Consider the following 26,238-nt stretch of genomic DNA (forward strand, 5'->3'; position numbering starts at 1 on the left):
CCACCAGCAGCGGTGCACCAGCGGTGGTGCGACAGCGCGGCCGGCATGTCCAATCAGGGAGGCACGGGAATGGCACGCATCGGAGAGAGCGGCGATCTCCTCAAGTGCTCGTTCTGCGGCAAGAGCCAGAAGCAGGTCCAGCAGCTCATCGCCGGACCGGGCGTCTACATCTGCGACGAGTGCGTCGAGCTCTGCAACGAGATCATCGAGGAACGTCTGGCCGAAGCCGGCGAGGACACCTCGAGCGGGGACTTCGAACTGCCCAAGCCGCGGGAGATCTTCGACTTCCTGCAGGAGTACGTCATCGGGCAGGACCCGGCGAAGCGCGCCCTCGCCGTTGCCGTCTACAACCACTACAAGCGCATCCGTGCGCAGGGCCAGATCACCGCCGCCGAAGACCGCGACGACATCGAGATCGCCAAGTCGAACATCCTGCTCATCGGCCCGACCGGCTGTGGCAAGACGTACCTGGCGCAGACGCTGGCCAAGCGCCTCAACGTGCCGTTCGCCGTCGCGGACGCCACCGCCCTGACCGAGGCCGGCTACGTCGGCGAGGACGTCGAGAACATCCTCCTCAAGCTCATCCAGGCCGCCGACTACGACGTGAAGCGTGCCGAGACCGGCATCATCTACATCGACGAGGTCGACAAGATCGCCCGCAAGGCCGAGAACCCGTCGATCACCCGCGACGTCTCGGGCGAAGGCGTGCAGCAGGCGCTGCTCAAGATCCTCGAGGGCACGGTCGCCTCGGTCCCGCCGCAGGGCGGCCGCAAGCACCCGCACCAGGAGTTCATCCAGATCGACACGACGAACGTGCTGTTCATCGTGGCGGGTGCGTTCGCCGGGCTCGAGGACATCGTGTCCTCGCGCGTCGGCAAGCGCGGGATCGGCTTCGGGGCACCCCTGCACAGTGCGACCGACCACCAGGACCTGTACTCCGAGGTGCTGCCGGAAGACCTGCACAAGTTCGGTCTGATCCCCGAGTTCATCGGTCGTCTGCCCGTCGTCACCACGGTGTCGCAGCTCGACCAGGCGGCGCTCATGCAGATCCTGACCGAGCCGAAGAACGCGCTGGTCAAGCAGTACCAGCGGATGTTCCAGATCGACGGCGTCGAGCTCGAGTTCGACCAGGGCGCGCTCGAGGCCATCGCGGACCTCGCGGTGCTGCGCCAGACGGGTGCCCGCGGGCTCCGGGCGATCCTCGAAGAGGTCCTCGGCCCGGTGATGTTCGACGTCCCGTCCGACGACGACGTCGCCCGCGTGGTGATCACCCGCGAGTCCGTGCTCGAGAACGCGGCGCCCACGATCGTGCCGCGTCCCCGGGCCAAGCGCGTCGAGAAGTCGGCGTAGCCCTCCGGAACCAGCGAACGGACACAGCACCACGGGATTCCGTGGTGCTGTGTCCGTTTCGTGGTGCGGTGCGGTGCGGTGCGGGGCGACGGCGCGCGGCGGCCTGCGCCGGCGCGCCTACTCGAGCCCGCGGCGCCGCAGCAGCGGGCCGACCTCGGCGTCGCGGCCGCGGAAGTCCCGGTACGCCTCGAGCGGGTCCTTCGCCCCGCCGACCCCGAGCAGACGCTCGGCGAACCGCTTGCCGGCCTCCCGGTCCAGCCCGCCGTTGTCGCGGAACCACTCCACCGTGTCGGCGTCGAGCACCTCGGACCAGATGTACCCGTAGTACCCGGCGTCGTACCCGCCCGAGAACGTGTGGGCGAAGTACGTCGACGAGTAGCGCGGCGGCACGGCCTCGACCGCGATGCCGGCGGCGTCCAGGGCGTCCCGCTCGAAGTCCTCGACGGACGTCACCGCTGCGGCGTCGGCCGCCGACAACCGGTGCCACGCCTGGTCGAGCAGTGCTGCGGCGAGGTACTCGGTCGTGCCGAAGCCCTCGTTGAACCCCTCGGACTCGCTGAGCCCCAGGACGAGCTCGGGCGGCAGGGGTGCTCCGGTCTCGTGGTGCTTCGCGTAGTTCGCCAGCACGGACGGCCACGACAGCCACATCTCGTTCACCTGGCTCGGGAACTCGACGAAGTCCCGCTCGACGTTCGTGCCGGAGAACCGCGGGTAGGTGGTGCGGGCGATGAGGCCGTGCAGGGCGTGGCCGAACTCGTGGAAGAGCGTCTCGACCTCGTCCTGGATGAGCAGGGTGGGGGAGCCGGCGGACGGCTTCGCGACGTTGAGGTTGTTGACCACGACGGGCAGGGTGCCGAGCAGCTCGGACTGCTCGACGACCGGGTTCATCCACGCGCCGCCGCGCTTGCCGTCACGCGTGTAGAGGTCGAGCAGGTACAGCCCCACGGGGTCGCCGTCGTCGCCGGTGACCTCGAAGACCCGGACCTCGTCGTTGTAGCCGTGCAGGTCCGGGCGCTCGGTGAAGCTCAGACCGTACAGGACACCGGCGGCGTGGAAGACCCCGTCGTGCAGGACCCGGTCGGCCTCGAAGTACGGGCGGAGCGCGGTGCTGTCCGCGGCGAACTGCTCGCCACGCAGGATCTCGGTGGCGTACGCCCAGTCCCACGACTCGATGTCGAACCCGACCGTGCGCGACCGGACCGCGCGCTCGTCGTCGGCGTTCCGTGCCGCGGCGCCGACGAGCGAGGACAGCAGCCCGTCGACGGCCTCGGGGGTCTTCGCCGTCTCGTCGGCGGTCACCACGGCGGCGTGGTTCGGGAACCCGAGCAGCTCGGCGCGCTCGGCCCGCAGCCGGACGATGCGGAGCAGCACCTCACGGTTGTCGTACTCGTTGCCGCGACGACCGCGGGCGAGCGAGGCGCGCATGATCCGCTCACGCAGGTCGCGGTTCGCCAGCGAGGACAGCCACGGGTGTCCGGTGTAGAGCGGCAGCGTGATGAGCCAGCCGTCCAGGCCCCGGTCGGCGGCAGCGGCGGCCGCGGCGGACTTCGCCCCGTCGTCGAGCCCCTCGAGCTCGTCCTCGCTCGTCACGTGCACGGCGGAGTGGTTGGTGTCCTCGAGCAGGTTCCGCTCGAAGGTCGTCGTGAGGGTCGAGAGCTCCTGGTTGATCGCGGTCAGACGCTCCTTGCCCGCGTCGTCGAGGCCCGCGCCCGCCAGGGTCATCTCGGCGTGGGTCCGCTCGACCAGGCGCAGCGCCTCACCGGTCAGCCCGGCGGCCGCGGCGCCGTCGAGCACCTCCTGTACGCGGGCGTACAGGCGGGAGTCGAGCGTGATCGCGTCACGGTGGGCGGCGAGGAGCGGGGAGACCTCGGCCTCGAGGTCGTGCAGCTCCGGCGTCGAGTCGGCCGACGACAGCGTGAAGAACACGTGGCTGACGCGGGTCAGCAGCTGCCCGGATCGCTCGAGTGCGACCAGGGTGTTCTCGACCGTCGGGGCGTGCGGGTCGGTGGCGATGGCCTCGACCTCGGCGCGCTGCTCGGCCATGCCGGCCTCGAACGCCGGTCGGTAGTGCTCGAGTCGCACGTCGCCGAAGGGCGGCAGGGCGTAGGGGAGGGTGCTCGGGACGTCGAACGGGGTTGCCATCTGCCCACCCTATGCACGGGTGCTGGAGTCCGTTCCTTCCCATGACACCCGGACTGGGAAGCGGGATCGGGCATACCTGGTCGAAAGAACCGACCGAGTACGCCCGGAACGACCAGGTACGCCCGGAACGACCCGGCACGCGCACCCGCGCCCAGCGCGACCAGCAGACGGACGGGAGGCCCGTGGCGGCGCCGCCACGGGCTTCCCGTCCGCATCGCGGTCGCGTGTCAGCGCATCGCGGCGTCGATCAGGGTCACCGCGGCACGACGCGCGTGCGCGGCCGGCGCCGTGGTGCCGGCGATGGCCGCGGTGGTCTGCGCGCCCTCGGCGAGCAGTGCGAGCTGCGCGGCGAGTTCCTCGGCGTGCTCGGGGTCGGCGACGACCTCGGCGGTGAGTCGCTGCACGAACTGCTGGAACGAGTCCTTGTGCTCGCGCGCGATCTCGGCGACGGCGGGCGAGGTCGCGCCGAGCTCGCCGAACGCGTTGATGAACCCGCAGCCGCGGAACGTGTCGTCGCCGAACCACGACTCCAGGAAGTCGTAGACCGCCAGGAGCTTGTCGCGCGGGCTGGCCGCAGCCTCGACCGCGCCGTGCACACCCTGCTCCCACATGTCGTGGCGGCCGGCGAGCACCGCGGCGATGAGCTGCTCCTTGCCGGGGAACGCCGCGTACAGCTTCTTGAGGGAGACCCCTGCGCCCGTGCGGATCTCGTCCATCCCCACGGACTGGATCCCGCGCGTGTAGAACAGCTGGTCCGCGACCTCGACGATGTGTGCTCGGACGTTCGGCTCGACGGTGCTGGTGGCCATGTGTGTACCCCGTTCCCTGAGTGTTCACCGTTCTCGAGTTGCGCTGGGAACGGGCGTTCTCTACTGTAGTCCACATCGGCGGAGAACGATCGTTCTCCGCGATACTCAGGGAAGGAACGATCATGGGTGCCATCACCGTCGGAACCGAGAACAGCGTCGACATCGAACTCCACTACGAGGACAAGGGCCAGGGGCAGCCGATCGTGCTGATCCACGGCTTCCCCCTCGACGGCAACTCGTGGGAGGGGCAGGTCCCGATGCTCCTCGAGGCCGGCTACCGCGTCATCACGTACGACCGCCGTGGCTTCGGCCAGTCCTCGCAGCCGTCCACCGGCTACGACTACGACACCTTCGCCGACGACCTGCACACGGTCCTGACGACCCTCGACCTGCGCGACGTGATCCTCGTCGGCTTCTCGATGGGCACCGGCGAGATCGCCCGCTACATCGGCCGCCACGGTGAGGACCGGATCGCGAAGGTCGCGTTCCTCGCCTCGCTCGAGCCGTTCCTCGCCATCACCGACGACAACCCCGACGGCGCCGGCCCGATGTCGTTCTTCGAGGGCATCGCCGCCGAGGTGGCGAAGGACCGCTACGCGTACTTCACGAACTTCTACCAGGACTTCTTCAACCTGTCGGAGAACCTCGGCACCCGCATCTCCGAGGAGCAGGTCCGCAACGCCTGGAACATCGCGGCCGGCTCCGGCTCGATCGCGTCCGCCGCAGCACCCCTGACCTGGCCGACCGACTTCCGCCAGGACATCCCGAAGGTCACCGTCCCCGCCCTGATCGTGCACGGCACGTCGGACAACATCCTCCCGATCGACGCCACCGGCCGACGCTTCACCCAGGCGCTGCCCGCGGCGGAGTACGTCGAGATCGAGGGCGCCCCGCACGGCCTGCTCACCACGCACACCGCCGAGGTGAACGAGGTCCTGCGCACCTGGCTCGCCGAGTCCTGATCCCTCGGCGATCACGCGGGCGCTCCCCGGCGGGGGCGCCCGCATCGTGAGCACAAATGGTCGGGTTCCCACCGGGGACCCGACCATTTCTGCACTCCAAGCGAACCGCGCGCAGCGCGCGCCGCGCGCCGCGCGCCCCCGCGCCGCGCGCTAGTCCTCTTCGCCTGCGTCGTCGGGGTTCGTCACCTGGGCGTGCCCGGCGTCGTCGAGGTGGATCGAGGTGCCGTCGTCGAGCTCGACGATCGGCTTGCCCTCCAGGAACGTCAGGGTCCACCCCCAGGTCCCCGTGTCGACGGACTCCGCCGCGAGCTCGTCCTCGACCCCGCGCACGGCGACGACCATCGTCTCGGGCAGTCGCGCAGGCGGCTCCCCACCCACGTTCCAGCGTGTGCCCAACTGCATCCGTGCCTCCAGTCCGGTGGTTGACGGGCCGGGTCACCAAGGCGACCCGGCCCGGACAGGCGACGTTACGCCTGCTGCTCCGCGAGCTCGATCTCGGTGACGGCGAGCTCGTCGCCGTCGACGAACGACAGGTTCTCGATGCGGCCGACGGCCGCCAGGTCGACCGCCGCGCGCTCGATGAGCACCCGCGTCTCGGCGGGCGCCGCGACGACCGCACGCGTCACGGGCGTCTTCTGGGACGCCTTCGCCGCCGTCTTCGCACCGCGGATCCCGATGAGCGCCTGTCCGACGGCCGCGAGCAGCCCGGTGGGGGCCGCGTCGGTGGGCAGGTCGGCCGCGGTCGGCCAGGAGGCCCGGTGCACGCTGGTGTCGTGGGTCCAGGCCCACACCTCCTCCGTCGCGTACGGGAGGAACGGTGCCAGCAGTCGGAGCAGCACGTCGATCGCGCCGCGCAGCGCCAGGACCGCGCTCGCCTGCGTCTCGTGCGTCGCGTCGGACGCGGTGCCGTAGGCGCGCTCCTTCACGAGCTCGAGGTAGTCGTCGCAGAACGTCCAGAAGAAGCGCTCGGTGATCTCGAGGGCCCGGGCGTGGTCGAACCCGTCGAACGCCGCGGTGGCCTGCTCGACGACCGCACCGAGCTCGGCGAGCATGTCGACGTCGAGCGCCTCGGTGACGCTCGTGGCGCCCTCGGGCAGCGGGAAGCCGTAGACGAACTTCGCCGCGTTGAGCACCTTGATCGCCAGACGACGGCCGACCTTGATCTGCTTCGGGTTCTGCGGGTCGAAGGCCGCGTCCGTGCCGAGCTTGGACGAGGCCGCCCAGTAGCGGACCGCGTCGGCGCCGTGCTGCTCGAGGATCGACAGCGGCGTGACGACGTTGCCCTTCGACTTCGACATCTTCTTGCGGTCGGGGTCGACGATGAAGCCGGAGATCGAGGCGTGCTTCCACGGCACCACGTCGGCCTCGAGCTGGCTGCGGAGCACGGTCGTGAACAGCCAGGTGCGGATGATGTCCTGCGCCTGCGGGCGGACGTCGTACGGGTACACCAGGTCGTAGAGCGCCGGGTCGGTCTCCCACTTGCCCGCGAGCTGCGGGGTGAGCGACGAGGTGGCCCAGGTGTCCATGACGTCGAGCTCGCCCTGGAACCCGCCGGCCACGCCGCGCTGGTCCTCGGTGAAGCCGGGGGCGGGCTCGGAGGCCGGGTCGACGGGCAGCTGCGCCTCGGTCGGGACGATCGGCTGGTCGAACACCGGGTTGCCGTCGGCGTCGAGCGGGTACCAGACGGGCAGCGGCACGCCGAAGAAGCGCTGGCGCGAGATGAGCCAGTCGCCGGACAGGCCCCCGACCCAGTTGTCGTAGCGGACGCGCATGAAGTCCGGGTGGAACGCGATCTCCTCGCCGCGCTGGCGGAGCGTGCTCTTCAGCTGCTCGTCGCGCGCGCCGTTGACGATGTACCACTGGCGGGTCGACACGATCTCGAGGGGCTTGTCGCCCTTCTCGAAGAACTTCACCGGGTGCTGGATGGTCTTGACGTCACCGATCAGCTCGCCGGACTCCGTCAGCGCGTCGACGACGACCTTCTTGGCCGAGAACACGGTCTTGCCGGCCATCTCGGCGTAGAGCTCCCGGCCCGTCGCGGACTCGATCCAGGCGGGCTCGTCCGAACGCACGCGGCCGTCGAAGCCGATGATCGCGCGGTTCGGCAGCTGCAGCTCGCGCCACCACACGACGTCGGTGGTGTCACCGAAGGTGCAGACCATCGCGATGCCGGCACCCTTGTCCTTCTGCGCCAGGTGGTGTGCGAGCACCGGGACCTCGACGTCGAACAGGGGGGAGCGGACCGTGGTGCCGAAGAGGTCCTGGAACCGCTCGTCGTCCGGGTGCGCGACCAGGGCGACGCAGGCCGGCAGGAGCTCGGGGCGGGTGGTCTGGATGACGACGTCGTCGCCGCCGTCGGTGCGGTGGAAGGCGATGCCGTGGTACGCGCCGGGCATCTCCTTGTCCTCGAGCTCGGCCTGTGCGACCGCGGTGCGGAACGTGACGTCCCACAGGGTCGGGGCGTCGGCCTGGTAGGCCTCGCCGCGCTCGAGGTTGCGCAGGAACGCGCGCTGGGCGCTGGCCCGCGAGGTGTCGTCGATGGTGCGGTACGACTGGGTCCAGTCGACCGACAGGCCGAGCGTGCGGAAGAGCTCCTCGAACTGCTGCTCGTCCTGCACGGTCAGGCGCTCGCACAGCTCGATGAAGTTGCGGCGCGACACGGGCAGCTGGTCGGCGGCCTTCGAGGACTTGCCGTCCCCGCCCTCGAACGGCGGCGTGAACTCGGGGTCGTACGGCAGCGTCGGGTCGCAGCGGACGCCGTAGTAGTTCTGTACACGGCGCTCGGTGGGCAGACCGTTGTCGTCCCAGCCCATCGGGTAGAAGACGTGCTTGCCGCGCATGCGCTCGAACCGGGCCTTGAGGTCGGTGTGCGTGTACGAGAACACGTGCCCGATGTGCAGCGAGCCGGAGGCGGTGGGCGGCGGGGTGTCGATCGACCAGACGGCGTCACGGTGACCGGCGGCGTCGCGGTCGAAGCGGTAGGTGCCGTCCTGTTCCCAGACCGGCCCCCAGACCTGCTCCAGTCCGTCGACGCTCGGCTTCTCGGGCATGGGCTTGGTCATGGGTGTGCCTTCCGTACGTGTGTGCGGCACCGAGTCCGTGATGAGGTGCCTGAGTGTTCCGCGCCTGACGCGCGGTGCCCCAATCGTAGCGGCCGCGCACGCGCACGCAGGCGGACGAACCGGTCGGACGCGGCCATCACCGAGCAGCGCCTAGCACACCGAACTGTCGGACACGCCCGGAGCCTGCTAGTCTTCCTGGGTTTGTCCGGCGAGCGCAGGGTTCGCAGGAGCTGCAACGTCGCCGTCCGCCGGACGCCCGAAGGAAGCACCGCACCCCGGAGGAACGACTTGGCACCGAACAACGCACCCCACCCGCACGGCGATCGGCCGTTGCGCACGAAGGGCGCCGCGAAGCGCGCTCGTCGCGACCTCACGAAGGACGACGTCACGGTCGTCGAGGAGTCGCTGCTCAAGCGTGCCGTCGCGGCTGCCGCGCTCGGCAACGCCATGGAGTGGTTCGACTTCGGCATCTTCGCGTACCTGACGGTCACCATCTCGCAGGTGTTCCTGCCGCAGGGCGACCCGGCCGCGAACATCGTCGCCACGTTCGGCTTCTTCGCCGCAGCGTTCATCGTGCGCCCGATCGGTGGCGCCGTGTTCGGCCCGATCGGCGACAAGATCGGCCGACAGAAGGTCCTCGCGCTGACGATGATCCTGATGGCCGCCGGCACGCTCATGATCGGCCTGATCCCGTCGTACGACACGATCGGCTTCTGGGCCCCGGTCCTGCTGCTCGTCGCCCGCTTCGTGCAGGGCTTCTCGACCGGTGGTGAGTACGGCGGCGCCGCGACCTTCATCGCCGAGTACTCGCCCGACAAGCGCCGTGGGTTCATGGGCTCGTGGCTCGAGTTCGGCACCCTCGCCGGCTACGTGCTCGGCGCCTCGATCGTCACCGGCCTGCAGTTCGGCCTGTCCGAGGACGCCCTGCTCAGCTGGGGCTGGCGCATCCCGTTCATCATCGCGGGCCCCCTCGGCCTGATCGGCCTCTACCTGCGCCTCAAGCTCGAGGAGACCCCGGCGTTCCAGAAGCAGCAGGAGCAGGCCGCCGAGCGCGAGGGCCAGAAGACCCCGTTCCTCAAGCTCTTCGCCGAGAACTGGCGCTCGCTCATCATCTGCATCGGCCTGGTCCTGGTCTTCAACGTGACCGACTACATGCTGCTGTCGTACATGCCGACCTACCTCGAGCAGAACCTCGGCCAGAACGCCACGTTCGGCCTGATCCTCATCGTCATCGTGATGCTGCTCATGATGGTCGTCATCACCTTCGGTGGCCGGCTGTCCGACAGGTTCGGGCGTCGTCCGGTGCTCGCCGCCGGCTGCATCGGCTTCATCCTGCTGTCCTGGCCGGCCCTCAAGCTGGTCCAGACCGGCACCGGTGTCGGCGTCTTCGCCGGCCTGCTGATCCTCGGCGTCGTCCTGGTCACGTTCACCTCGACCATGCCGTCGACGCTGCCCGCGCTGTTCCCGACGATCATCCGCTACGGCGCCCTGGCGATCGCGTTCAACGTGTCCGTGTCGCTCTTCGGCGGGACCACCCCGCTCGCGACCGCCGCGCTCATCAACGCCGCGAAGGACGCCGGGTACGGCTGGGCCGAGGACATCCCCGCGTTCTACCTGATGCTCGCCGCCGTGATCGGCCTGGTCGCGGTGTACTTCACCAAGGAGACCGCCGCGAGCCCGCTCATGGGCTCCGGCCCGACGGTCGGCTCCGAGGACGAGATCGCCGGCGTGATCGAGGACTACAACGACCCGACGTCGGAGCTCGCGCAGTCCGACTGGGCGAAGGACTTCTCGACGAGCGAGATCCCGATCATCTCGGCCGACGCCCAGAAGGAACCCTCCGGTTCCTGACCACGGGGCCGCCCCGCGGCAACCCGGCCAGGAGGCCCGGTGCACGTTCCGTCTCGGAACGCGCCCCGGGCCTCCTGGCCGTTCCAGGGCCGTCGGTGACGTCACGCGCGCAGCGACAGTCCACGGGTGCGAGCGCGCGTGGAGTGTCGCTCAGCCCGCGAGGTCGGCTGCGGTCCCCGCTGCGGGGCCGGCTGCCAGCCGCTCCGCGGCGTGCAGCAGCCGCGCGGTCACCGGGTGCGCCGGGCGCGCGAAGACCTCGGCGGCGGGGCCGTGCTCGACGACCGCGCCGCGGTGCACCACGAGGACGTCGTCGGCCATCCGCCGGACCGCCCGCAGGTCGTGCGACACGAACACCATCGCCACGCCGGTCTCGTCGCGGAGCCGTTCGAGCAGCCGCAGCACGGCGTCCTGCACCGTGGCGTCGAGGGCGGTCACCGGCTCGTCGAGCACGATCACCTCGGGGTCGGTCGCCAGCGCACGGGCGATCGCGAGCCGCTGTCGTTGCCCGCCGGACAGGGTGCGAGGGGAGCGGGGCCGCAGCACGGGGTCGAGGTCGACCTGCCGCAGGGCCGCGTCGACCCGGTCGCCGAGCGCACCGCGCGCCCGCCGTTCGTCACCGCGTGAGAACGCGTCGGCGAGGACCCGCTCCACGTTCCACCGTTCGTCGAAGGTCGCGCCGGGGTCCTGCACGACGGCCGCGACCCGGTGCCGTCGGGGGCGTCGCTCGCGCTCGGGCAGCGGGACCCACGGTTCGTCGTCGAGCGTGACCGTGCCGGCGTCGGGTGTCTCGAGCCCGAGGAGCATCCGCGCCAGCGTCGTCTTGCCCGAGCCCGACGCGCCGATCACCCCGAGCACCCGGCCGCGTTCGAGCCCGAACGACACGTCGTCGACCGCGAGCACCCCGTCGTACTCCCGCGAGAGCCCCTGCGCCGCGAGCACGGCCCTCGCACCGTGCGAGGTTGCCCGCTCGGTGCCGCGGCTGCCGATCGCCGCACGGTGCGGAGTCGTGCGGTCGGTGCGAGGTTGGCCGCTCGGTGCATCGTCAGACGGCTGCACGGAGCCATCGACCTCGCACCGGTCTGCGAGATCGGCACCGTGCGCCGGCGCGGGCGCAGCCGCCGCGGCAGCACCGGCAGCCGCCGCAGCAGCACCGGCAGCACGCACCAGCGCCCGGGTCGCGGGGTGCACCGGCGCCGCGAAGACCTCGGCGACCGCACCCTGCTCGACGATGCGGCCCTCGTGCACGACGGCGACCCGGTCGGCCCACCCCGCGACGAGCCCCAGGTCGTGCGTGATGACGAGCAGTCCGGCACCGCGGGCCTGCGCGGCTCGCAGCTGTTCCATCACGGTGACGGCGACCCCGGCGTCGAGCGCCGTCGTCGGTTCGTCGGCGACCAGCAGCGCGGGGGACCCGACGGTGGCCGCGGCGATGAGGGCCCGCTGTCGCATCCCACCAGACAGTGTCCCGGCGAGCCGGCCGTCGGTCGCGATGTCCGGGTCGAGGCCCACCGCGGCCAGGGCGTCGCGCACGGCGTCCACGCGCTCGGCCGCACGCATCTCGGTGTGCAGGCGGAGGCTGTCGGCGACCTCGCGCCCGACCGGGCGCAGCGGGTCCAGCGCGCCCAGGGCCTCCTGGCCGACGTAGCCGACCCGCGCTCCCCGCAGCCGACGCCACCGCCGGTCCGTGTACCCGTCAACGTCGACGCCGTCGACCGTGAACACGTCGGCGTGCACGGCGGCGCCGGGCGCGGACAGGCCGAGCACGGCGCGGGCGGTGACGGTCTTGCCGGAACCGGACGCCCCGACCAGGGCGACGCACTCGCCGGCGTCGACGCGCAGGTCGACACCGTGCACGATCGGGGTGCCGCCGATGGCGACGGTGAGCCCGCGGACGTCGAGGACGGCGCTCACCGCGCGGCCCCGGTCCGTCGGATCGCCCGGCCGAGCACGGTGACGGCGGTCGCGAGCACCACGATCGCGAGTCCGGGGAAGGTGCTCATCCACGGCGCGGTCTGCAGGTAGGTGCGACCGTCGGCGAGCATCGCGCCCCACTCCGGCGCGGGCGGGGGCGTGCCGACCCCGAGGTAGCTCAGCGCCGAGGCCCACACGACCGCCTGCCCGACCCCGAGCGTGGCGACGGCGACGACGGGCCAGAGCGCCGTCGGCAGCACGTGCCGGACCACGGTGCGGGCGGGGGAGCGGCCGAGCAGCACCGCCGTCTCGACCACCTGCGAACTCCGGGCGGCCCGGACCAGGCCGCGCACGATCCGGGCGTAGCCGGGAGCGGTCGCGAACCCGACCGCGAGCACCGCCGGCACCGGACCCGGACCGGTCACGGCGATGACGACGAGGGCGACGAGCAGCAGCGGCAGGGTGAACGCGACCTCGGTGACGCGGCCGATGACGGCGTCGAGCAGGCGTCCGGGTCGTCCGGCCCCGGCACCGAGCCCGGCGACGACGCCGAGCAGGACGCCCACGCCGCCGCCGATCAGGGTCGCGGCGACGCCGACGACGAGCGATGCCCGGGTCCCTGCGACCACCCGCGCCAGGACGTCGCGTCCGGACTCGTCGGTGCCGAACGGGTGCGCGCCGCTCGGCGCGGCCAGGGCATCTGCGGGGTGCACCGCGAGCGGGTCCCCGCCGCCGAGCAGGGCGGGCCACACCGCCGCCACGACGGCGACCAGGACGACCACCCCCGCGGCGATGCCGCCGGCGCCGAGCGTCCCCCCACGGACGCGCTCGGTGCCGGCGGCGGTCTGGTGGCCGGGCGCTCCGGTCTGGAGGCCCGGGTCGGCGATCCCGCTCACCGCGCGTCCGCCGGACGGCCGGGCCCACGGCGTCGCGCAGCACCGGGGCGCGGGGTCGCGTTCCGTGCGGTGCTGCGCGGGTCGACGGCACGCTCGACCAGGTCGGCCACGGCCAGTACGACGACGTACGCGGCCGCCGACACCATCGCGATGCCGGCGACGAGCGGCATGTCCCGCTGGGTGACCGCGGTGACCAGGGCACGGCCGATGCCGGGCAGGGCGAACACGGACTCGACGACCACCGCTCCGGAGACGAGCGACCCGAAGGCCCACGCGGACAGCGCGATCCCGGGCAGGGCGGCGTGCCGGAGCAGGTGCCGTCCGAACAGGCCGAGGCGGGTCTCACCCCGGCCCCGGGCGGCGAGTGCGAAGGCGGAACGCTGCGCGTCGACCACGCCGTCGCGCACGGTCTCGGCCAGGTACCCGGCGACCGGCACGGCCACGGTCAGCACCGGGAGCACCCAGCCGCGAGCGGTGCCGTCACTGACCGCCGGCACCCACCCCAGGGACGTGGCGAACACCACGATGAGCACGCTGCCGAGCCAGAAGTGCGGCATCACGCTCGCGGTGACGCTCAGGGCGCTGGTGAGCCCGGCGGCGATCCGGCCGCGCTGCGTCGAGGCCCACGCGGCGACGATCGCCAGCACCCAGGCGACGACGAGGCCGGCGACCGCGAGCGTCAGCGTGACGGGCAGCTGCTGGGCGAGGAGCGTCGCGACCGGGGTGCGGAAGGCGTACGAGTCGCCGAGCTGCCCGGTCGCCAGGCGTCCGAGGAACACCGCGTACTGCACCAGGACCGGCTGGTCGAGGCCGTACTCGTGGCGGACCTGGGCGACGGCCTCGGCCGAGGCCTGCGACCCCGGTCCGCCCAGGATCGCGAGCGCCGGGTCACCGGGGATGAGCCGGATCGCGACGAAGACGATCGTCGCGACGGCCCAGAGCACGCCGGTGCCCCCGGCGAGCCGCCGGAGGGCCCACCAAACCCATCGCATCCGCGTCAGCGGTCGATCCAGGCGGTGCCGAACCAGGGCGTCGAGACCGGGGTGGTCCGGATGCCGTGCACGGACGAGCGCACCAGGAAGTGGTTCTGCTGGTCGTACAGGGGGAGCACGGTGTCGCTCGCCAGGATCGCCTTCTGGGCCTGCTCGTACAGGTCGGCGCGCTCGTCGGCGTCCGAGGTGCGGGCGGCCTGCTCGAGCAGCCGGTCGACGTCGGGGTCGTCGAGCTGGGCAAGGTTCGCGAAGTAGCCGGACGGTGCGGGTTCGATGCTCGCGCTGTCGTACAGGATGCGCAGGACGTCGGGACCGACCTTCGTGTACGGGGCGCTGACGACGTCGTACTCGTTCGCGGCGAGGGCGGCGTACCAGCTGGACAGGTCGAGTTCGTCGAGCACGACCTTGAACCCGACGGCCTTCTCGGACGCCTGGATCTGCTGGAACAGGCTGCGCTCGGCCGGCACCGACTGGTTCGTCGAGACGGGGAACGTCACGGTGAGCTGCTGGCCGTCCTTCTCGCGGATGCCGTCCGACCCGACCTTCCACCCGGCGTCGTCGAGGAGCTGCTTGGCCTTGGTGGGGGAGTAGTCGAACCGGCTCTTCTCCGAGTACGCGAGCGGCTCAGCGCTCGAGAGCACCGAGTACGAGCGCTTCGCGGTGCCGAGGAACAGCGACTGCAGGCCGGGGTCGATCTCGGCACCGGCGATGAAGGCCTGGCGCACTGCTTCGTCACGGAAGACCCCGTGCCCGGAGTTCAGCTCGAGCCGGTTCGAGGCGCCGGGGCGCGGGGCGTCGAGGTCGCGGATGGCGCCCTTCGCCGACGCGGCCTTGAGCTGGTCGGGCTGGGCGTTGTCGATCACGTCGACCTGGCCGGACTGCAGTGCGGCGTAGCGCGAGGTCGAGTCCGGCAGGAACCGCCACGTGATGCCGGACAGGCGCGGCTTCGTCGCGCCCCAGTAGTCGGTGTTCTTCGTCAGGGTGACGCGGTCGCCGTGCTTCCAACCGGTGACCTCGAAGGGGCCGGTGCCGACGGGGGACTCGCAGTTCGTCGCCTGCTTCCGTTCGAGCGCCTTCGGGGACTCCATGCCGACCCAGGGCTGCGAGAAGGACTCGAGCAGCGCGCTGTCCGGCCGGCTCAGCGTCAGCGTGACGGTGTGCTCGTCGGTGGCGGTCGCCTTCGTGATGGACTGCAGCGCCAGGTACCCGGTGCTCGAGGCGGTGGCCGGGTCCTGCACGTGCTCGATGTTCGCCACGACCGCGGCGGCGTCGAACGGGGTGCCGTCGGTGAAGGAGACGTCGTCACGCAGGGTGAACGTCAGGGTCTTCCCGTCGTCGCTCGTGCTCCACTTCGTCGCGAGTTCCGGCGTGGGCTTGCCGTCCTCGAGCCCGACGAGCTCCTCGATGTACTGCGTCGCCAGGAGCGCCTGCGGGTAGTTGCCGCCGACGTGCGGGTCGAGGCAGGTCGGTTCGGCGTCGCCGGAGGCGTAGGTGAGCGTGCCGCCCGCGACCGGGGTGCTGCTCCCGGTGCTCGTGCCCGGTCCGCTGCAGGCAGCCAGGACGAGCAGGACCGCCGAGGCGCCCGCGACGGCGGTGAGGGTTTTCTGTACTGAGTCCAAGATCATGGCTGAACGAGTCTAGCGGTTTACTGGGGCCCATGGACGAACCGATCCGCCGCGGTGGCCGACCCCGACGCTCGAGCGCCGAGGTGCTCGCGGACGCCGCCGCCGAGCTCTTCCTCGAGCAGGGGTACGGACGCACCACGGTCGACCAGATCGCCGCCCGCGCCGGGGTCAGCCGTGCGACGTTCTTCAACTACTTCCCGGCGAAGGCCGACGTGATGTGGCTCGAACTCGACGCCGCCGTCGCCGGGCTGCCCGGGTACCTCGCCGCGTCGACCGAGCCGAGCGTCGTGCGGGCCGTCGAGCAGGCGCTCCTCGCCGCAGCCCGTGCCCACGACCCCGAGCGCGTGCCGTGGGCCGTCGCGCAGGCCGAGGTCATGGGCATCGGGCCCGAGCTGGTGGCGGGCGTCGCGGTCCGGGTGACGGCGCAGCACGAGGCCGTCGCCGCCTTCGTCGCGGGCCGCACGGGGGAGCAGCCGCGCTCGCTCTGGCCGCAGACGGTGTCCGGCGCGATGCTCGGTGCCGCCGCCGCGGCGTTCGGGGTGTGGGTCACCGACGGGGTCGGCCGCCGTGCGCTCGTCGAGTACGTCGCGGCGGCGCTCACCCCGGTGGTCGCGGGCCTCGACGCCCGCTGACTAGTCGGCGTCTTCGCGCGACGCCGCCTCGACGGCGAGACGCCGCTGAAACCGGCGGCGTCTCGAGCACATGCCGGCGTCTTGCTGACACGCCGGCGTCTTGCGCCACGAACTCCGCCGCCGGCCACCCACCCAGTCGACGCTCAGTCCGTGCGCAGGGTCCCCGCGCCACCGGACGCCACGTCCGACGCCGTCCCGTCGCGCACGACCTCGGGCACGTCGCCGTCGGTCGGCACCAGCGACTCGTCGCCCGGGTAGCTCAGGGTGAGGACGGCCTCCTCGATGTACGGGCTGTCCTCGAGCGACTGCTCGACGTCACGCAACCGCACCGCCACGTGCTCCTCGGTCTCGTTACCCGTCAGGTCGACGGCCGCGACGAGGTACACCCGCGACGGCCCCACGAACTCCAGGTGCAGGTAGGTGACCCGCTCGACCTGCGACCGGCCCAGCAGCTCGACGAGCACCGCGTTCTCGAGCTCCGGGGACGTGCTCTCGCCGAGCAGGAACCGGCGGTTGCGGTCGATCAGGACGATCGCGACGACCCCGAGCAGCACACCGATCGCGATGGAGCCGAGCGCGTCGAAGACCGCCAGCCCGGTGACCTGGTGCAGGAACACCCCGAGGAACGCCACGACCAGGCCGATCAGCGCCGCCGCGTCCTCGGCGAACACCGCACGGAGCGTCGGGTTCGACGACTGCAGCACGTGCCGCAGCACCGGGACCTTGCGCTTCGTCGCGGCGCCGTGCGCCTGCCGGTACGCCTGCAGGAAGCTCGTGCCCTCGAGCAGGAACGCGACCCCGAGCACGACGTAGTTGAGCACCACGTCCTCGGCCGGCCCGGTGTCCCCGAACTCCGAGATGCCGTGGTAGATCGAGACGATCGCCCCGGCCGTGAACAGGCCGAACGCGGCGAACATCGACCAGATGTACGTCTCGCGTCCGTACCCGAGCGGGTGCGCGGTGTCCCGCTTCTTGCCGCCCCGTCGTTCCGCGACGAGCAGGAACACCTCGTTGCCGGTGTCCGCCCAGGAGTGCGCCGCCTCGGCCACCATCGAGGCCGAACCCGAGACGAGCGAGGCGACGGTCTTCGCGATCGCGACGAGCAGGTTCGCCCCGAACGCGATCAGGACGGTGACGAGTGACTCGGGGCGTTCTTCTGCGGGCATCACTCAAGCATGCTCCCGTCCGGTAAAGTCGTGTTCCAAGAGCGTCGATCCGGCCATCACCGGGGAGCTTCCGGAAGAACACGGGGCGCACCAGCGCCTCCGTCAGTAGAACCGGGCGGGTTCGGGACCGTCACCACCCCCGACACAGAGTGGTCGCACAGCGCACGTTGGGCGGCAAACGAGGTGGTACCGCGGAACCTGTTTCCGTCCTCGTGGAGATCGAGCGAACCCACAAGGAGTCCCGGTGCCGTACCCGTTGAACGCCGATGCCGATGGCGTCGTCCCCTCGCCGAGCTTCCCCGCCGTCGAGCGGGGCATCCTCGCCTTCTGGAAGCGCGACGACACGTTCCAGGCGTCCATCGACGCGCGACAGGGCTGCCCGGAGTGGACCTTCTACGACGGCCCGCCCTTCGCCAACGGCCTGCCGCACTACGGGCACCTGCTGACCGGGTACGCCAAGGACGTCTTCCCGCGCTACCAGACCATGCGCGGCAAGCAGGTGCACCGCCGCTTCGGCTGGGACACCCACGGCCTGCCCGCCGAGCTCGAGGCGATGCGGCAGCTCGGCATCACCGAGAAGCACGAGATCGACGCCATGGGCATCGACGTCTTCAACGCCGCCGCCAAGAAGTCGGTGCTGCAGTACACCGACGAGTGGCAGGAGTACGTCACCCGCCAGGCGCGCTGGGTCGACTTCGAGGACGACTACAAGACCCTCGACGTCACCTTCATGGAGAGCGTGCTCTGGGCGTGGAAGCAGCTCTGGGACAAGGGCCTGGCGTACGAGGGCTTCCGGGTCCTGCCGTACTGCTGGAACGACCAGACACCGCTGTCCAACCACGAGCTGCGCATGGACGACGACGTCTACAAGATGCGCCAGGACCAGTCCGTCACCGTCTCGTTCCCGCTGCACGGCGACCGCGCTTCCGCGCTCGACCTGACCGGTGTGCGCGCGCTCGCCTGGACGACGACCCCCTGGACCCTCCCGACGAACGCCGCCCTCGCGGTCGGTCCGGAGATCAAGTACGCGGTCGTCCCGGCAGGGCCTGGAGGCGCGGCTGACGGTGCCGACGCCGGTTCCGTCTCCTACCTGCTCGCGTCCGACACCGTGGCCGCGCACGCGAAGGAGCTCGGCTACGCCTCGGGTGACGAGGCGCTCGCCGCCGTCGCGCGCACGCTGACGGGCACCGAGCTCGACGGCGTCGAGTACGAGCGTCTGTTCAACTTCCTGGCCGACGCCGAGGGCTACGAGAACGCGTGGCGCATCCTGGTCGCCGAGTACGTCGAGACCGGTGAGGGCACCGGCATCGTGCACCAGGCCCCGGCCTACGGTGCCGACGACCAGGAGGTCTGCGCCGCCGCCGGCATCCCCGTCGTGCTGTCCCTCGACGAGGGCGGCGTCTTCACGTCGCAGTTCGGCGAGGTCGCCGGCATGCTCTGGTCGGACGCGAACAAGCCACTGACCAAGGCGGTCCGCGACGCCGGGCGACTGCTCCGCCAGGCGTCCTACGAGCACAGCTACCCGCACTGCTGGCGGTGCCGGAAGCCCCTCATCTACAAGGCCGTCTCGTCGTGGTTCGTCCGCGTCACCGAGCTCCGCGACCGCATGGGCCAGCTCAACCAGGACATCAACTGGGTGCCGGACAACGTCAAGGACGGCCAGTTCGGCAAGTGGGTGGGCAACGCCATCGACTGGTCGGTCTCGCGCAACCGTTACTTCGGCACGCCGATCCCGGTGTGGCAGTCCGACGACCCCGAGTACCCGCGCACCGACGTGTACGGCTCGCTCGCCGACATCGAGCGCGACTTCGGTCGCCTGCCGGTGAACGCCGAGGGTGAAGTCGACCTGCACCGGCCGTTCATCGACGACCTGACGCGGCCGAACCCCGACGACCCGACGGGCAACTCCACGATGCGCCGGATCACCGACGTGTTCGACGTGTGGTTCGACTCCGGCTCGATGCCGTACGCCCAGGTGCACTACCCGTTCGAGAACCGCGAGTGGTTCGAGTCGCACAGCCCGGCCGACTTCATCGTCGAGTACATCGGGCAGACGCGCGGCTGGTTCTACGTCATGCACGTGCTCTCCACCGCGCTGTTCGACCGGCCGGCGTTCCAGAACGTCATCAGCCACGGCATCGTCCTCGGCTCGGACGGCCAGAAGATGTCGAAGTCGCTCCGGAACTACCCGGACGTCTCCGAGGTCTTCGACCGCGACGGTGCCGACGCCATGCGCTGGTTCCTGATGTCCTCGTCGGTGATCCGCGGCGGCAACCTCGTCGTCACCGAAGAGGGCATCCGCCAGGGCGTCCGCGAGTTCATGCTGCCGCTGTGGTCGACGTACTACTTCTTCACCCTGTACGCGAACGCCTCGGGCCCCGACGGGTACCGGGCCCAGCGCCGGACCGACTCGACCGACGTGCTCGACCGGTACCTGCTCGCGAAGACCCGGGTCCTCGTCACCGACGTCCGGACACACCTCGACGCGCTCGACACCCCGCTCGCAGCCCAGGCCGTCCGCGACTTCGCCGACGTGCTCACGAACTGGTACGTCCGCCGCTCGCGCGACAAGTTCTGGACCGGGGCCGACGCGGACGCCGGCGCCGAGACCCGTGCGGCGTTCGACACGCTGTACACCGTGCTCGAGACCCTGAACCGGGTCGCCGCCCCGCTCGCGCCGCTCGTCACCGAGGAGATCTGGAAGGGCCTGACCGGCGGACGCAGCGTCCACCTGACGGACTTCCCGGACCCCGACGAGTTCCCCGCCGACGACGCCCTCGTCGACGCGATGGACCGCGTGCGCGACGTCGCCTCGAAGGGACTGGCGCTCCGCAAGGCCACCGGCAAGCGCGTTCGCCTGCCCCTGGCCACGCTGACCCTGGTAGTGCCGGACCCGGCCGCGGTCGAACCGTTCGCCGACATCCTGCGCGACGAGCTCAACGTCAAGCGCGTGGTGCTCGAGGCCCAGGCCGAGGAATCGCTGGCGCAGTACGGCATCGAGCGGAAGCTCACCGTGAACGCCCGCGTCGCCGGCCCCCGCATCGGCAAGCAGGTGCAGCAGGTGATCCCGGCCGCCAAGAAGGGCGACTGGACCGCGACCGACTCCGGCGTGACCGTCGGCGGCGTCGACCTGATCGAGGGCGAGTACTCGCTCGACCTCACCGTGGCCGACTCTTCGGTGGCCGTGGCGTTCCTCGACGAGGGCGGCTTCGTCGTGCTCGACACCGTGACGACGCCCGAGCTTGAGGCCGAGGGGCTCGCCCGTGACGTCGTCCGCGAAGTGCAGCAGGTGCGAAAGCAGTCGCACCTCGACGTGAGTGATCGAATCACTTTGGAAATCCGGGTAGCAGCCTCTCGCGCCACGGAACCGGTAGCGAAGGCAATTGAGGCCGCAGCCGAGGCAGCTTCAGCGGCGCTCAAGTTGTCTGTCCAGCCGGTTGAAGAAGACGTTCGTAGATCTCTGGATTCTGCTCTTCGAGCAGCTTCTCAACCATCGGTCGACGCAATCGCTTCTGCCTTGCAAGCCTCCACAGAATCGGTTCGTCGGAATCTTGCTCCGGTCGTGCGAGCACTTGCGAAGCAAGTTCTCGACTCCCGTCGCACAGCCTTGACGGTCGTATCGAGTGCGAGGGCGGCGGAGTCGCTGAAACAGGATGAAATTTCTGAAAGCGGCAGAATCTGGCGAGAAATGCTCACCAACTCCGAACTACTTCGTCAGCTCGCCAGAGAGACTCTTGCTGAGCATGTTCGGGTCGAAGTCGTTGATCAGGCTGACGTAGCTCCAGACCTCCGGCTTGATGACCAGAACTTCCTTGAGCTGAAGGTGGCACGCGCATGAGTGACCACGACCAGTACGACGACCACGAGGCGAACGAGGAGTTCGTCGGACACGACGAGCTCGACGGTCACGGTGTTGATGGGCGCGACGAGGACGGCATCCGGATCCCGGTCGGCCCCTCCGGCGACGCTCCGGCCGACGCCGTGCCCTACGGCGGCGACGACGACGAGGTCCGGCGCGTCGAGGCCGCCCTGTACGCCCGCATCGGCGAACAGGCCCCCGAGCGCCGGCTGACCGCCACGCGCCGCGCCGTCGAGCTGCTCGGCGACCCGCACCTGGCGTACCCGGTGATCCACGTGACGGGCACGAACGGCAAGACGTCGACCGCGCGCACCATCGAGAGCATCGTCCGGGCCCACGGTCTGCGGACCGGTCTGATGACGAGCCCGCACCTGGTGTCGATCCGGGAGCGCATCGTGGTCGACGGTCAGCCGATCGCGGCGGACCGGTTCGTCGAGAACTGGGACGACATCGCCCCGGTGCTCGAGATCACCGACCGCGAGCTCGCCGACAAGGGCGAACTCCCGCTGACCTTCTTCGAGGCGCTCACGGTCCTCGCCCTGGCGTGCTTCGCCGAGGCGCCGGTGGACGTCGCCGTGATCGAGGTCGGCATGGGCGGCGAGTGGGACTCCACCAACGTCGTGCAGAGCCAGGTGTCGGTGTTCACGCCGATCGCCATCGACCACGCGAAGCAGCTCGGTGCCACCGTGGCCGAGATCGCCCGCACCAAGTCGGGCATCGTCAAGCCGTCGTCCGCCGTGGTCTCGAGCCGGCAGGTCCCCGAGGCCCTCGCCGAACTCGAGCGTGCCGCCGAGCTCACCGAGTCCACCCTGGCCGTCGAAGGTACGGGATTCAGTGTCGTCGACGTCACCCCGGCCGTGGGCGGACAGCTCATCACCGCGCAGGGCATCGCCGGCCGCTACGACGACCTGTTCCTGCCGCTGTTCGGCCGGCACCAGGCCGAGAACGCCGCCGTGGCCATCGCGGCGGTCGAGTCGTTCCTCGGCCGCGGGGCCCAGGCCCTCGACGAGGACGTCCTGTCCGAGGGCATCGCCGGCACGACCAGCCCCGGTCGCCTGCAGCCCATCGCGACCGACCCGACCGTCGTCGTCGACGCCGCGCACAACCCGCACGGTGCGAAGGCCCTGGCCGAGGCCCTGCCGGTGGCGTTCCCGTCCGAGCACGTCGTCGGCGTCGTCGGGATCCTCGGCGACAAGGACGCCCGCGGGTTCGTCCGCGCGCTCAAGGACACCGTCGCCACGTTCGTCGTGACGCAGCCGCCGGGGGAGCGTGCGCTCGACGCGGACGAGTTCGCCCGGGTCGTCGTCGACGAGGTCGGTGAGGACCGCGTCGTCGTCGAGCCCTCCCTGGCGTCCGCACTGCAGGAAGCGCGCAGCCTGGCCGACGAGGCGGACGCCGAGGACGCCCTCGTGCTCGTGGCGGGCTCCATCGTGATGGTGGGCGCGGTCATGGACCTCGTGCACCGCGAAGGTGAGGCGAAGTGACGGACGCACCACGGGCCTCCCGGCCGGGCCGCGCACCGCGAACCCGGAAGCCGCGCCGCGAACGCGGGGCGCAGGAGAGCCTGCTCTCGATCACGCTCGTGCTTGAGGCGATCATGTTCTTCTTCCCCATGCTCGTCGTCTTCGGCAAGGGCACGCTGCCGCCCGCAGCGGCCTTCGGCGGGGGCATCGGCGCGATCATCGTCCTCGCAGCTGCCTCACGTCTGACGGGCAACCGGGCCGGTGTATGGTTCGGGTGGCTGCTGCAGGCGGCCATCCTCGCCACCGGGTTCATCGAACCGTTCATGTTCGCGGTCGCCGTGGTGTTCCTGGCGCTGTGGGTCTTCTGCTTCGTCAAGGGCGGTCAACTGGACCGTCAGAACGCCGCGCGCCGAGCGGCCATGGGCGAGGACTGACCACCACATTCGACCCCGAACACAGGGAGTACTGCGTGTCCGACTTCGAAGAGACCCTCGTCCTCGTCAAGCCCGACGGCGTCGCCCGCCAGCTGACCGGTGAGATCCTCCGCCGGATCGAGGCGAAGGGCTACGAGCTCGTCGACCTGAAGATGCTCACCGCGCCGCGTGACCTGCTCGACGCGCACTACGAGGAGCACCAGGGCAAGCCGTTCTTCGAGCCGCTCGTCGAGTTCATGCAGTCCGGTCCCGTCGTCGCCGTGCGCGTCGCCGGCAACGGTGCGATCGCGGGCTTCCGCTCGCTCGCCGGCACCACCGACCCGACCTCGGCCGCGCCCGGCACCATCCGTGGTGACCTCGGCCGCGACTGGGGCCTCAAGGTGCAGCAGAACCTGGTCCACGGTTCGGACAGCCCCGAGTCGGCCGCGCGCGAGCTCGCGCTCTGGTTCGCCTGAGCGACGGGGACGACGTGACGAACAACGACCGACCCACCAAGAACGAGCGGCGTCAGCACGCCCGAGAGGTCGCACGGCAGCGCGCCGACGCCGAGAAGCGCCGCAAGCGCCGCAACAAGTGGTTCCTGCAGGGCGGCATCGGCCTGGGCATCCTGGCGATCGCTGCGATCATCGCGATCGTCGCGGTGAACGTGAACAACGCGCCCGTGGTGTCCGCAGCCGGGCCGAAGAACATGGCCACCGGCGCGATCCAGTTCACCGGCCAGGACGGCAAGGTCACCCCGGTGACCACGCCGGCCGTGTCCGCGACGGGCTCGGCCTCGCCGGTCCCGACGGCCAACAGCGACGGTGCCGTGACGGTCACCGAGTACGTCGACTGGGCCTGCCCGGTCTGCAAGCAGTTCGAGGCGGCCTACTCCGACCAGATCCTCGACAAGGTGAAGTCGGGCGACGCGACCCTGGCGATCCAGCCGGTGTCGATCCTGGACCGCAGCTACGCGGGCTCCCGCTACGCCAGCCGTGCCGCGAACGCCGCCATGTGCGTGGCGAACTACGCGCCGGACAAGTTCCTCGACGTGCAGACGCAGTTCTTCGAGAACCAGCCGGCCGAGGGCACCAAGGGCCTGACCAACTCCGAGATCGCGAAGCTCGTCAAGGCGGGCGGCGCGACCGGTTCGGACCTGTCCCAGTGCCTGTCGTCCGAGCAGTTCAAGGGCTGGGTGACGAAGTCGACGCAGGCCGTCACCACGAACGAGGCGCTCGCGGGCACGCAGGGCTTCGGCACGCCGACGATCGTCGTCGACGGCAAGCGCCTGGACGACCTGAGCACCGTCATCACCGCGATCGACGCCGCGGCGAAGTAGCACTCCCCGAACGACCGACGGCCCTCGCTCCCATCCGGGAGCGGGGGCCGTTCGTCGTGCGCGGAGAAGGCTAGGACGCCCCGCCGTGCTCCCGGACGAAGGCCGCGAACGCGTCGACGTCGGCGAGGGATGCCGCACCGTCCGCGTTGTACTGCTCGCCGTCGACGATGATCGTCGGCGTGCTCGTGATCCCGTCGAGCGCCGAGTTCGGCACCGGGTCGTTCATCGCCCGGTTCGTGGCGTCGGCGACCCACGCGGCGAAGTCCTGCCGGGTGATGCACGGTGTCACGGCCGGGTCCGTCGCTCCGGCTTCGCGCGCGAGCGACGCCAGCTCGTCGTTCGTGAGTCCGCGCGTGCTCTCCGAGGGCTGGTGGTCGTAGAGCGAGCTGTTGAAGGCCAGGAACGCGTCCGGGTCGTGGTCCGCGACGCACGCGGCAGCCGCAGCGGAGCGGGTCGAGTACCGCGATCCGAGCGACACGCGGTCGAGCAGCCCGAGCGGATGCAGCTCGAGGGTGGCGGTGCCGTCCTCCACCCACTGCCGGATCCGGGGCATCTGGGCCGTCTCGAACTGGTTGCAGTAGGGGCACATGTAGTCCGCGTAGATCGTGATCGCGGTCTTCGAGCCGTCCTGCTCGGTCGGCGTCGGGGTCCCGCCGTCGGGCACCGCTCGCGTCTCGACGGGCACGATCCTGCCGTGCACCCCGGTGAGCAGGACACCGTCGCTCGCCGCGTTCCGCGGACCCGGCCCGGCGGGCTGCACGGAGTTCGCGATGACCAGGACGACCACCGCGACCACCGCGAGGCCCCCGACGATGATCCCGCTGATGCCGAGTGTGCGGAGGCGACGACGGCGCGACTGCTCCGCCGCCCGTGCCGCTCGCGCGCGTTCCCGTGCGGCGTCGCGGCGCGCCCTGCTGCTCTCGTGCTCGCTCATCGATCCCGAGCGTAGGGGCGGCGGGGACGGCTCAGAAGCTGGTGAGGACCGCGGGGAACTTGATGATGATCGTGACGATGATGACCAGGTAGTTCGCCAGCACGAACGCCCAGCTGAAGGGCAGGAGCGACCGCCCGACACGCTGTGCCCCGGCGCCGAAGCGCCCCTGGGCGGCGTTCCAGATCGTGAACACCCAGAACATCGGGATCGTCATCGACCAGACGAGCATGCACCACGGGCACAGGGCGCCGATGACGAAGACGGTCTGCGTGAACAGCCAGGTCACGAACACCCACGCCAGGAAGACCCCGGCGTTGAAGACGATCCAGAACCAGCGCGAACCGTTCCGGAACCCGGCGAGCAGCAGCACGGCGACCGCGATCGGGGCGACGAACCCCATGACGCCGAGCAGCGGGTTCGGGAACCCGAACAGGTGCCCCTGCCAGCTGGCCATCACGTCGGAGCAGTTGATGAACGGGTTCACGTCACAGCTCAGGACGGCCTTCGGGTTCTCGTACTTCGTGAACTCGTCGAGGACGAGCCGGAACGAGCCGAACAGGCCGACGATCCCGGTGACGAGCAGGAAGACCGCCATCGCGATCGGACGACGGGGGGCAGGTGCAGACGCGGTCACGCGGTCATCATCGCATGCGGGTTCCGGTGCTTTCCGGGTGCGGCATGCGATAATGCCTGGAGGTCGTGCGGCCAACCGCACACCGAAGAGAGCTTTCCGAGTGACGCCCCACCGGGCCGAACCCGGACGATCCGGTGCGGTGAGAGCGCACTGTGGTCGGGCAGCGTCACTCCGATGCCGAGCCGGAACGGGCCGGGT

The 26,238-nt window shown here is 70.8% G+C and carries 20 protein-coding genes; 9 read left to right on the forward strand and 11 right to left on the reverse strand.

Features of this window, described 5'->3' with window-relative positions; all coding sequences use genetic code 11:
• Positions 1-69: 69 nt before the first annotated feature.
• The gene (clpX, locus tag DEJ01_RS04230; protein ID WP_017886000.1) at positions 70-1,350 is read left to right on the forward strand and encodes an ATP-dependent Clp protease ATP-binding subunit ClpX; all 1,281 of its coding nucleotides are present in this window, start codon (positions 70-72) and stop codon (positions 1,348-1,350) included.
• Positions 1,351-1,467: 117 nt separating this feature from the next.
• Here clpX and DEJ01_RS04235 read toward each other — a convergent pair whose 3' ends face one another.
• Together DEJ01_RS04235 and DEJ01_RS04240 are read right to left on the reverse strand one after the other, a co-directional pair.
• Complete coding sequence (locus tag DEJ01_RS04235; protein ID WP_111092289.1) at positions 1,468-3,492, reverse strand: M3 family metallopeptidase; 2,025 nt, start codon at positions 3,490-3,492, stop codon at positions 1,468-1,470.
• Positions 3,493-3,719: 227 nt separating this feature from the next.
• Complete coding sequence (locus tag DEJ01_RS04240; RefSeq protein WP_111092290.1) at positions 3,720-4,301, reverse strand: TetR/AcrR family transcriptional regulator; 582 nt, start codon at positions 4,299-4,301, stop codon at positions 3,720-3,722.
• Positions 4,302-4,423: 122 nt separating this feature from the next.
• On the opposite strand from DEJ01_RS04240, the gene DEJ01_RS04245 reads away from it, so the two are divergent.
• Positions 4,424-5,263, forward strand: a complete 840-nt coding sequence (locus DEJ01_RS04245; protein ID WP_111092291.1) for an alpha/beta fold hydrolase — start codon at positions 4,424-4,426, stop codon at positions 5,261-5,263.
• Between the two features lie 150 nt (positions 5,264-5,413).
• Here the strand turns inward: DEJ01_RS04245 and DEJ01_RS04250 are convergent, their stop codons facing one another.
• The gene (locus DEJ01_RS04250) at positions 5,414-5,665 is read right to left on the reverse strand and encodes a hypothetical protein (protein WP_111092292.1); all 252 of its coding nucleotides are present in this window, start codon (positions 5,663-5,665) and stop codon (positions 5,414-5,416) included.
• 65 nt (positions 5,666-5,730) lie between these two features.
• Complete coding sequence (valS, locus tag DEJ01_RS04255) at positions 5,731-8,325, reverse strand: valine--tRNA ligase (RefSeq protein WP_258367134.1); 2,595 nt, start codon at positions 8,323-8,325, stop codon at positions 5,731-5,733.
• A 288-nt stretch (positions 8,326-8,613) separates the two neighbouring features.
• Here valS and proP point away from each other — a divergent pair, with 288 nt between their 5' ends.
• Positions 8,614-10,176: a glycine betaine/L-proline transporter ProP gene (gene proP / locus DEJ01_RS04260; RefSeq protein WP_258375638.1), complete on the forward strand. Its 1,563-nt coding sequence runs from the start codon at positions 8,614-8,616 to the stop codon at positions 10,174-10,176.
• A gap of 150 nt (positions 10,177-10,326) precedes the next feature.
• On the opposite strand, the gene DEJ01_RS04265 is transcribed toward proP, so the two are convergent.
• From DEJ01_RS04265 to DEJ01_RS04280, 4 genes are read right to left on the reverse strand one after another with little or no spacing between them, the layout of a single operon-like run.
• Entirely contained in the window at positions 10,327-12,087 is a 1,761-nt protein-coding gene (locus tag DEJ01_RS04265; protein ID WP_111092293.1) for an ABC transporter ATP-binding protein, read from the reverse strand.
• On the reverse strand, positions 12,084-12,983 hold the full coding sequence (locus tag DEJ01_RS04270; RefSeq protein ID WP_111092294.1) for an ABC transporter permease: 900 nt from the start codon (positions 12,981-12,983) through the stop codon (positions 12,084-12,086). Before DEJ01_RS04270 ends, DEJ01_RS04265 begins: the two co-directional genes overlap by 4 nt.
• Positions 12,980-13,975 (reverse strand): ABC transporter permease, encoded by a 996-nt coding sequence (locus DEJ01_RS04275; protein WP_111092295.1) that lies wholly within the window; start codon positions 13,973-13,975, stop codon positions 12,980-12,982. Before DEJ01_RS04275 ends, DEJ01_RS04270 begins: the two co-directional genes overlap by 4 nt.
• A 5-nt stretch (positions 13,976-13,980) precedes the next feature.
• Positions 13,981-15,600, reverse strand: coding sequence for an ABC transporter substrate-binding protein (locus tag DEJ01_RS04280; protein ID WP_111092296.1), 1,620 nt, complete (start codon positions 15,598-15,600; stop codon positions 13,981-13,983).
• A gap of 32 nt (positions 15,601-15,632) precedes the next feature.
• On the opposite strand from DEJ01_RS04280, the gene DEJ01_RS04285 reads away from it, so the two are divergent.
• Complete coding sequence (locus DEJ01_RS04285; protein ID WP_027464707.1) at positions 15,633-16,232, forward strand: TetR family transcriptional regulator; 600 nt, start codon at positions 15,633-15,635, stop codon at positions 16,230-16,232.
• Between the two features lie 143 nt (positions 16,233-16,375).
• Here DEJ01_RS04285 and DEJ01_RS04290 read toward each other — a convergent pair whose 3' ends face one another.
• A complete protein-coding gene (locus DEJ01_RS04290; protein ID WP_111039264.1) occupies positions 16,376-17,398 on the reverse strand; it encodes a cation diffusion facilitator family transporter in 1,023 nt (340 codons plus the stop codon).
• A 244-nt stretch (positions 17,399-17,642) separates the two neighbouring features.
• On the opposite strand from DEJ01_RS04290, the gene ileS reads away from it, so the two are divergent.
• From ileS to DEJ01_RS04315, 5 genes are read left to right on the forward strand one after another with little or no spacing between them, the layout of a single operon-like run.
• Positions 17,643-21,236: an isoleucine--tRNA ligase gene (ileS, locus tag DEJ01_RS04295; protein ID WP_309147056.1), complete on the forward strand. Its 3,594-nt coding sequence runs from the start codon at positions 17,643-17,645 to the stop codon at positions 21,234-21,236.
• The gene (locus tag DEJ01_RS04300) at positions 21,233-22,741 is read left to right on the forward strand and encodes a folylpolyglutamate synthase/dihydrofolate synthase family protein (protein WP_181438351.1); all 1,509 of its coding nucleotides are present in this window, start codon (positions 21,233-21,235) and stop codon (positions 22,739-22,741) included. Before ileS ends, DEJ01_RS04300 begins: the two co-directional genes overlap by 4 nt.
• Entirely contained in the window at positions 22,738-23,154 is a 417-nt protein-coding gene (locus DEJ01_RS04305; protein ID WP_051596525.1) for a DUF4233 domain-containing protein, read from the forward strand. Before DEJ01_RS04300 ends, DEJ01_RS04305 begins: the two co-directional genes overlap by 4 nt.
• A gap of 35 nt (positions 23,155-23,189) precedes the next feature.
• Positions 23,190-23,609, forward strand: coding sequence for a nucleoside-diphosphate kinase (gene ndk, locus DEJ01_RS04310; RefSeq protein ID WP_017885984.1), 420 nt, complete (start codon positions 23,190-23,192; stop codon positions 23,607-23,609).
• Positions 23,610-23,623: 14 nt separating this feature from the next.
• The gene (locus DEJ01_RS04315) at positions 23,624-24,472 is read left to right on the forward strand and encodes a thioredoxin domain-containing protein (protein ID WP_111033477.1); all 849 of its coding nucleotides are present in this window, start codon (positions 23,624-23,626) and stop codon (positions 24,470-24,472) included.
• Positions 24,473-24,542: 70 nt separating this feature from the next.
• Here the strand turns inward: DEJ01_RS04315 and DEJ01_RS04320 are convergent, their stop codons facing one another.
• Both DEJ01_RS04320 and DEJ01_RS04325 read right to left on the reverse strand, forming a co-directional pair.
• Entirely contained in the window at positions 24,543-25,406 is an 864-nt protein-coding gene (locus DEJ01_RS04320) for a thioredoxin domain-containing protein (RefSeq protein ID WP_111092297.1), read from the reverse strand.
• Positions 25,407-25,437: 31 nt separating this feature from the next.
• Positions 25,438-26,040, reverse strand: coding sequence for a vitamin K epoxide reductase family protein (locus DEJ01_RS04325; protein WP_164941242.1), 603 nt, complete (start codon positions 26,038-26,040; stop codon positions 25,438-25,440).
• Between the last annotated feature and the right edge of the window lie 198 nt (positions 26,041-26,238).

It is taken from the genome of Curtobacterium sp. MCLR17_040 (assembly GCF_003234735.1).
Taxonomy (GTDB): Bacteria; Actinomycetota; Actinomycetes; order Actinomycetales; family Microbacteriaceae; genus Curtobacterium; species Curtobacterium flaccumfaciens.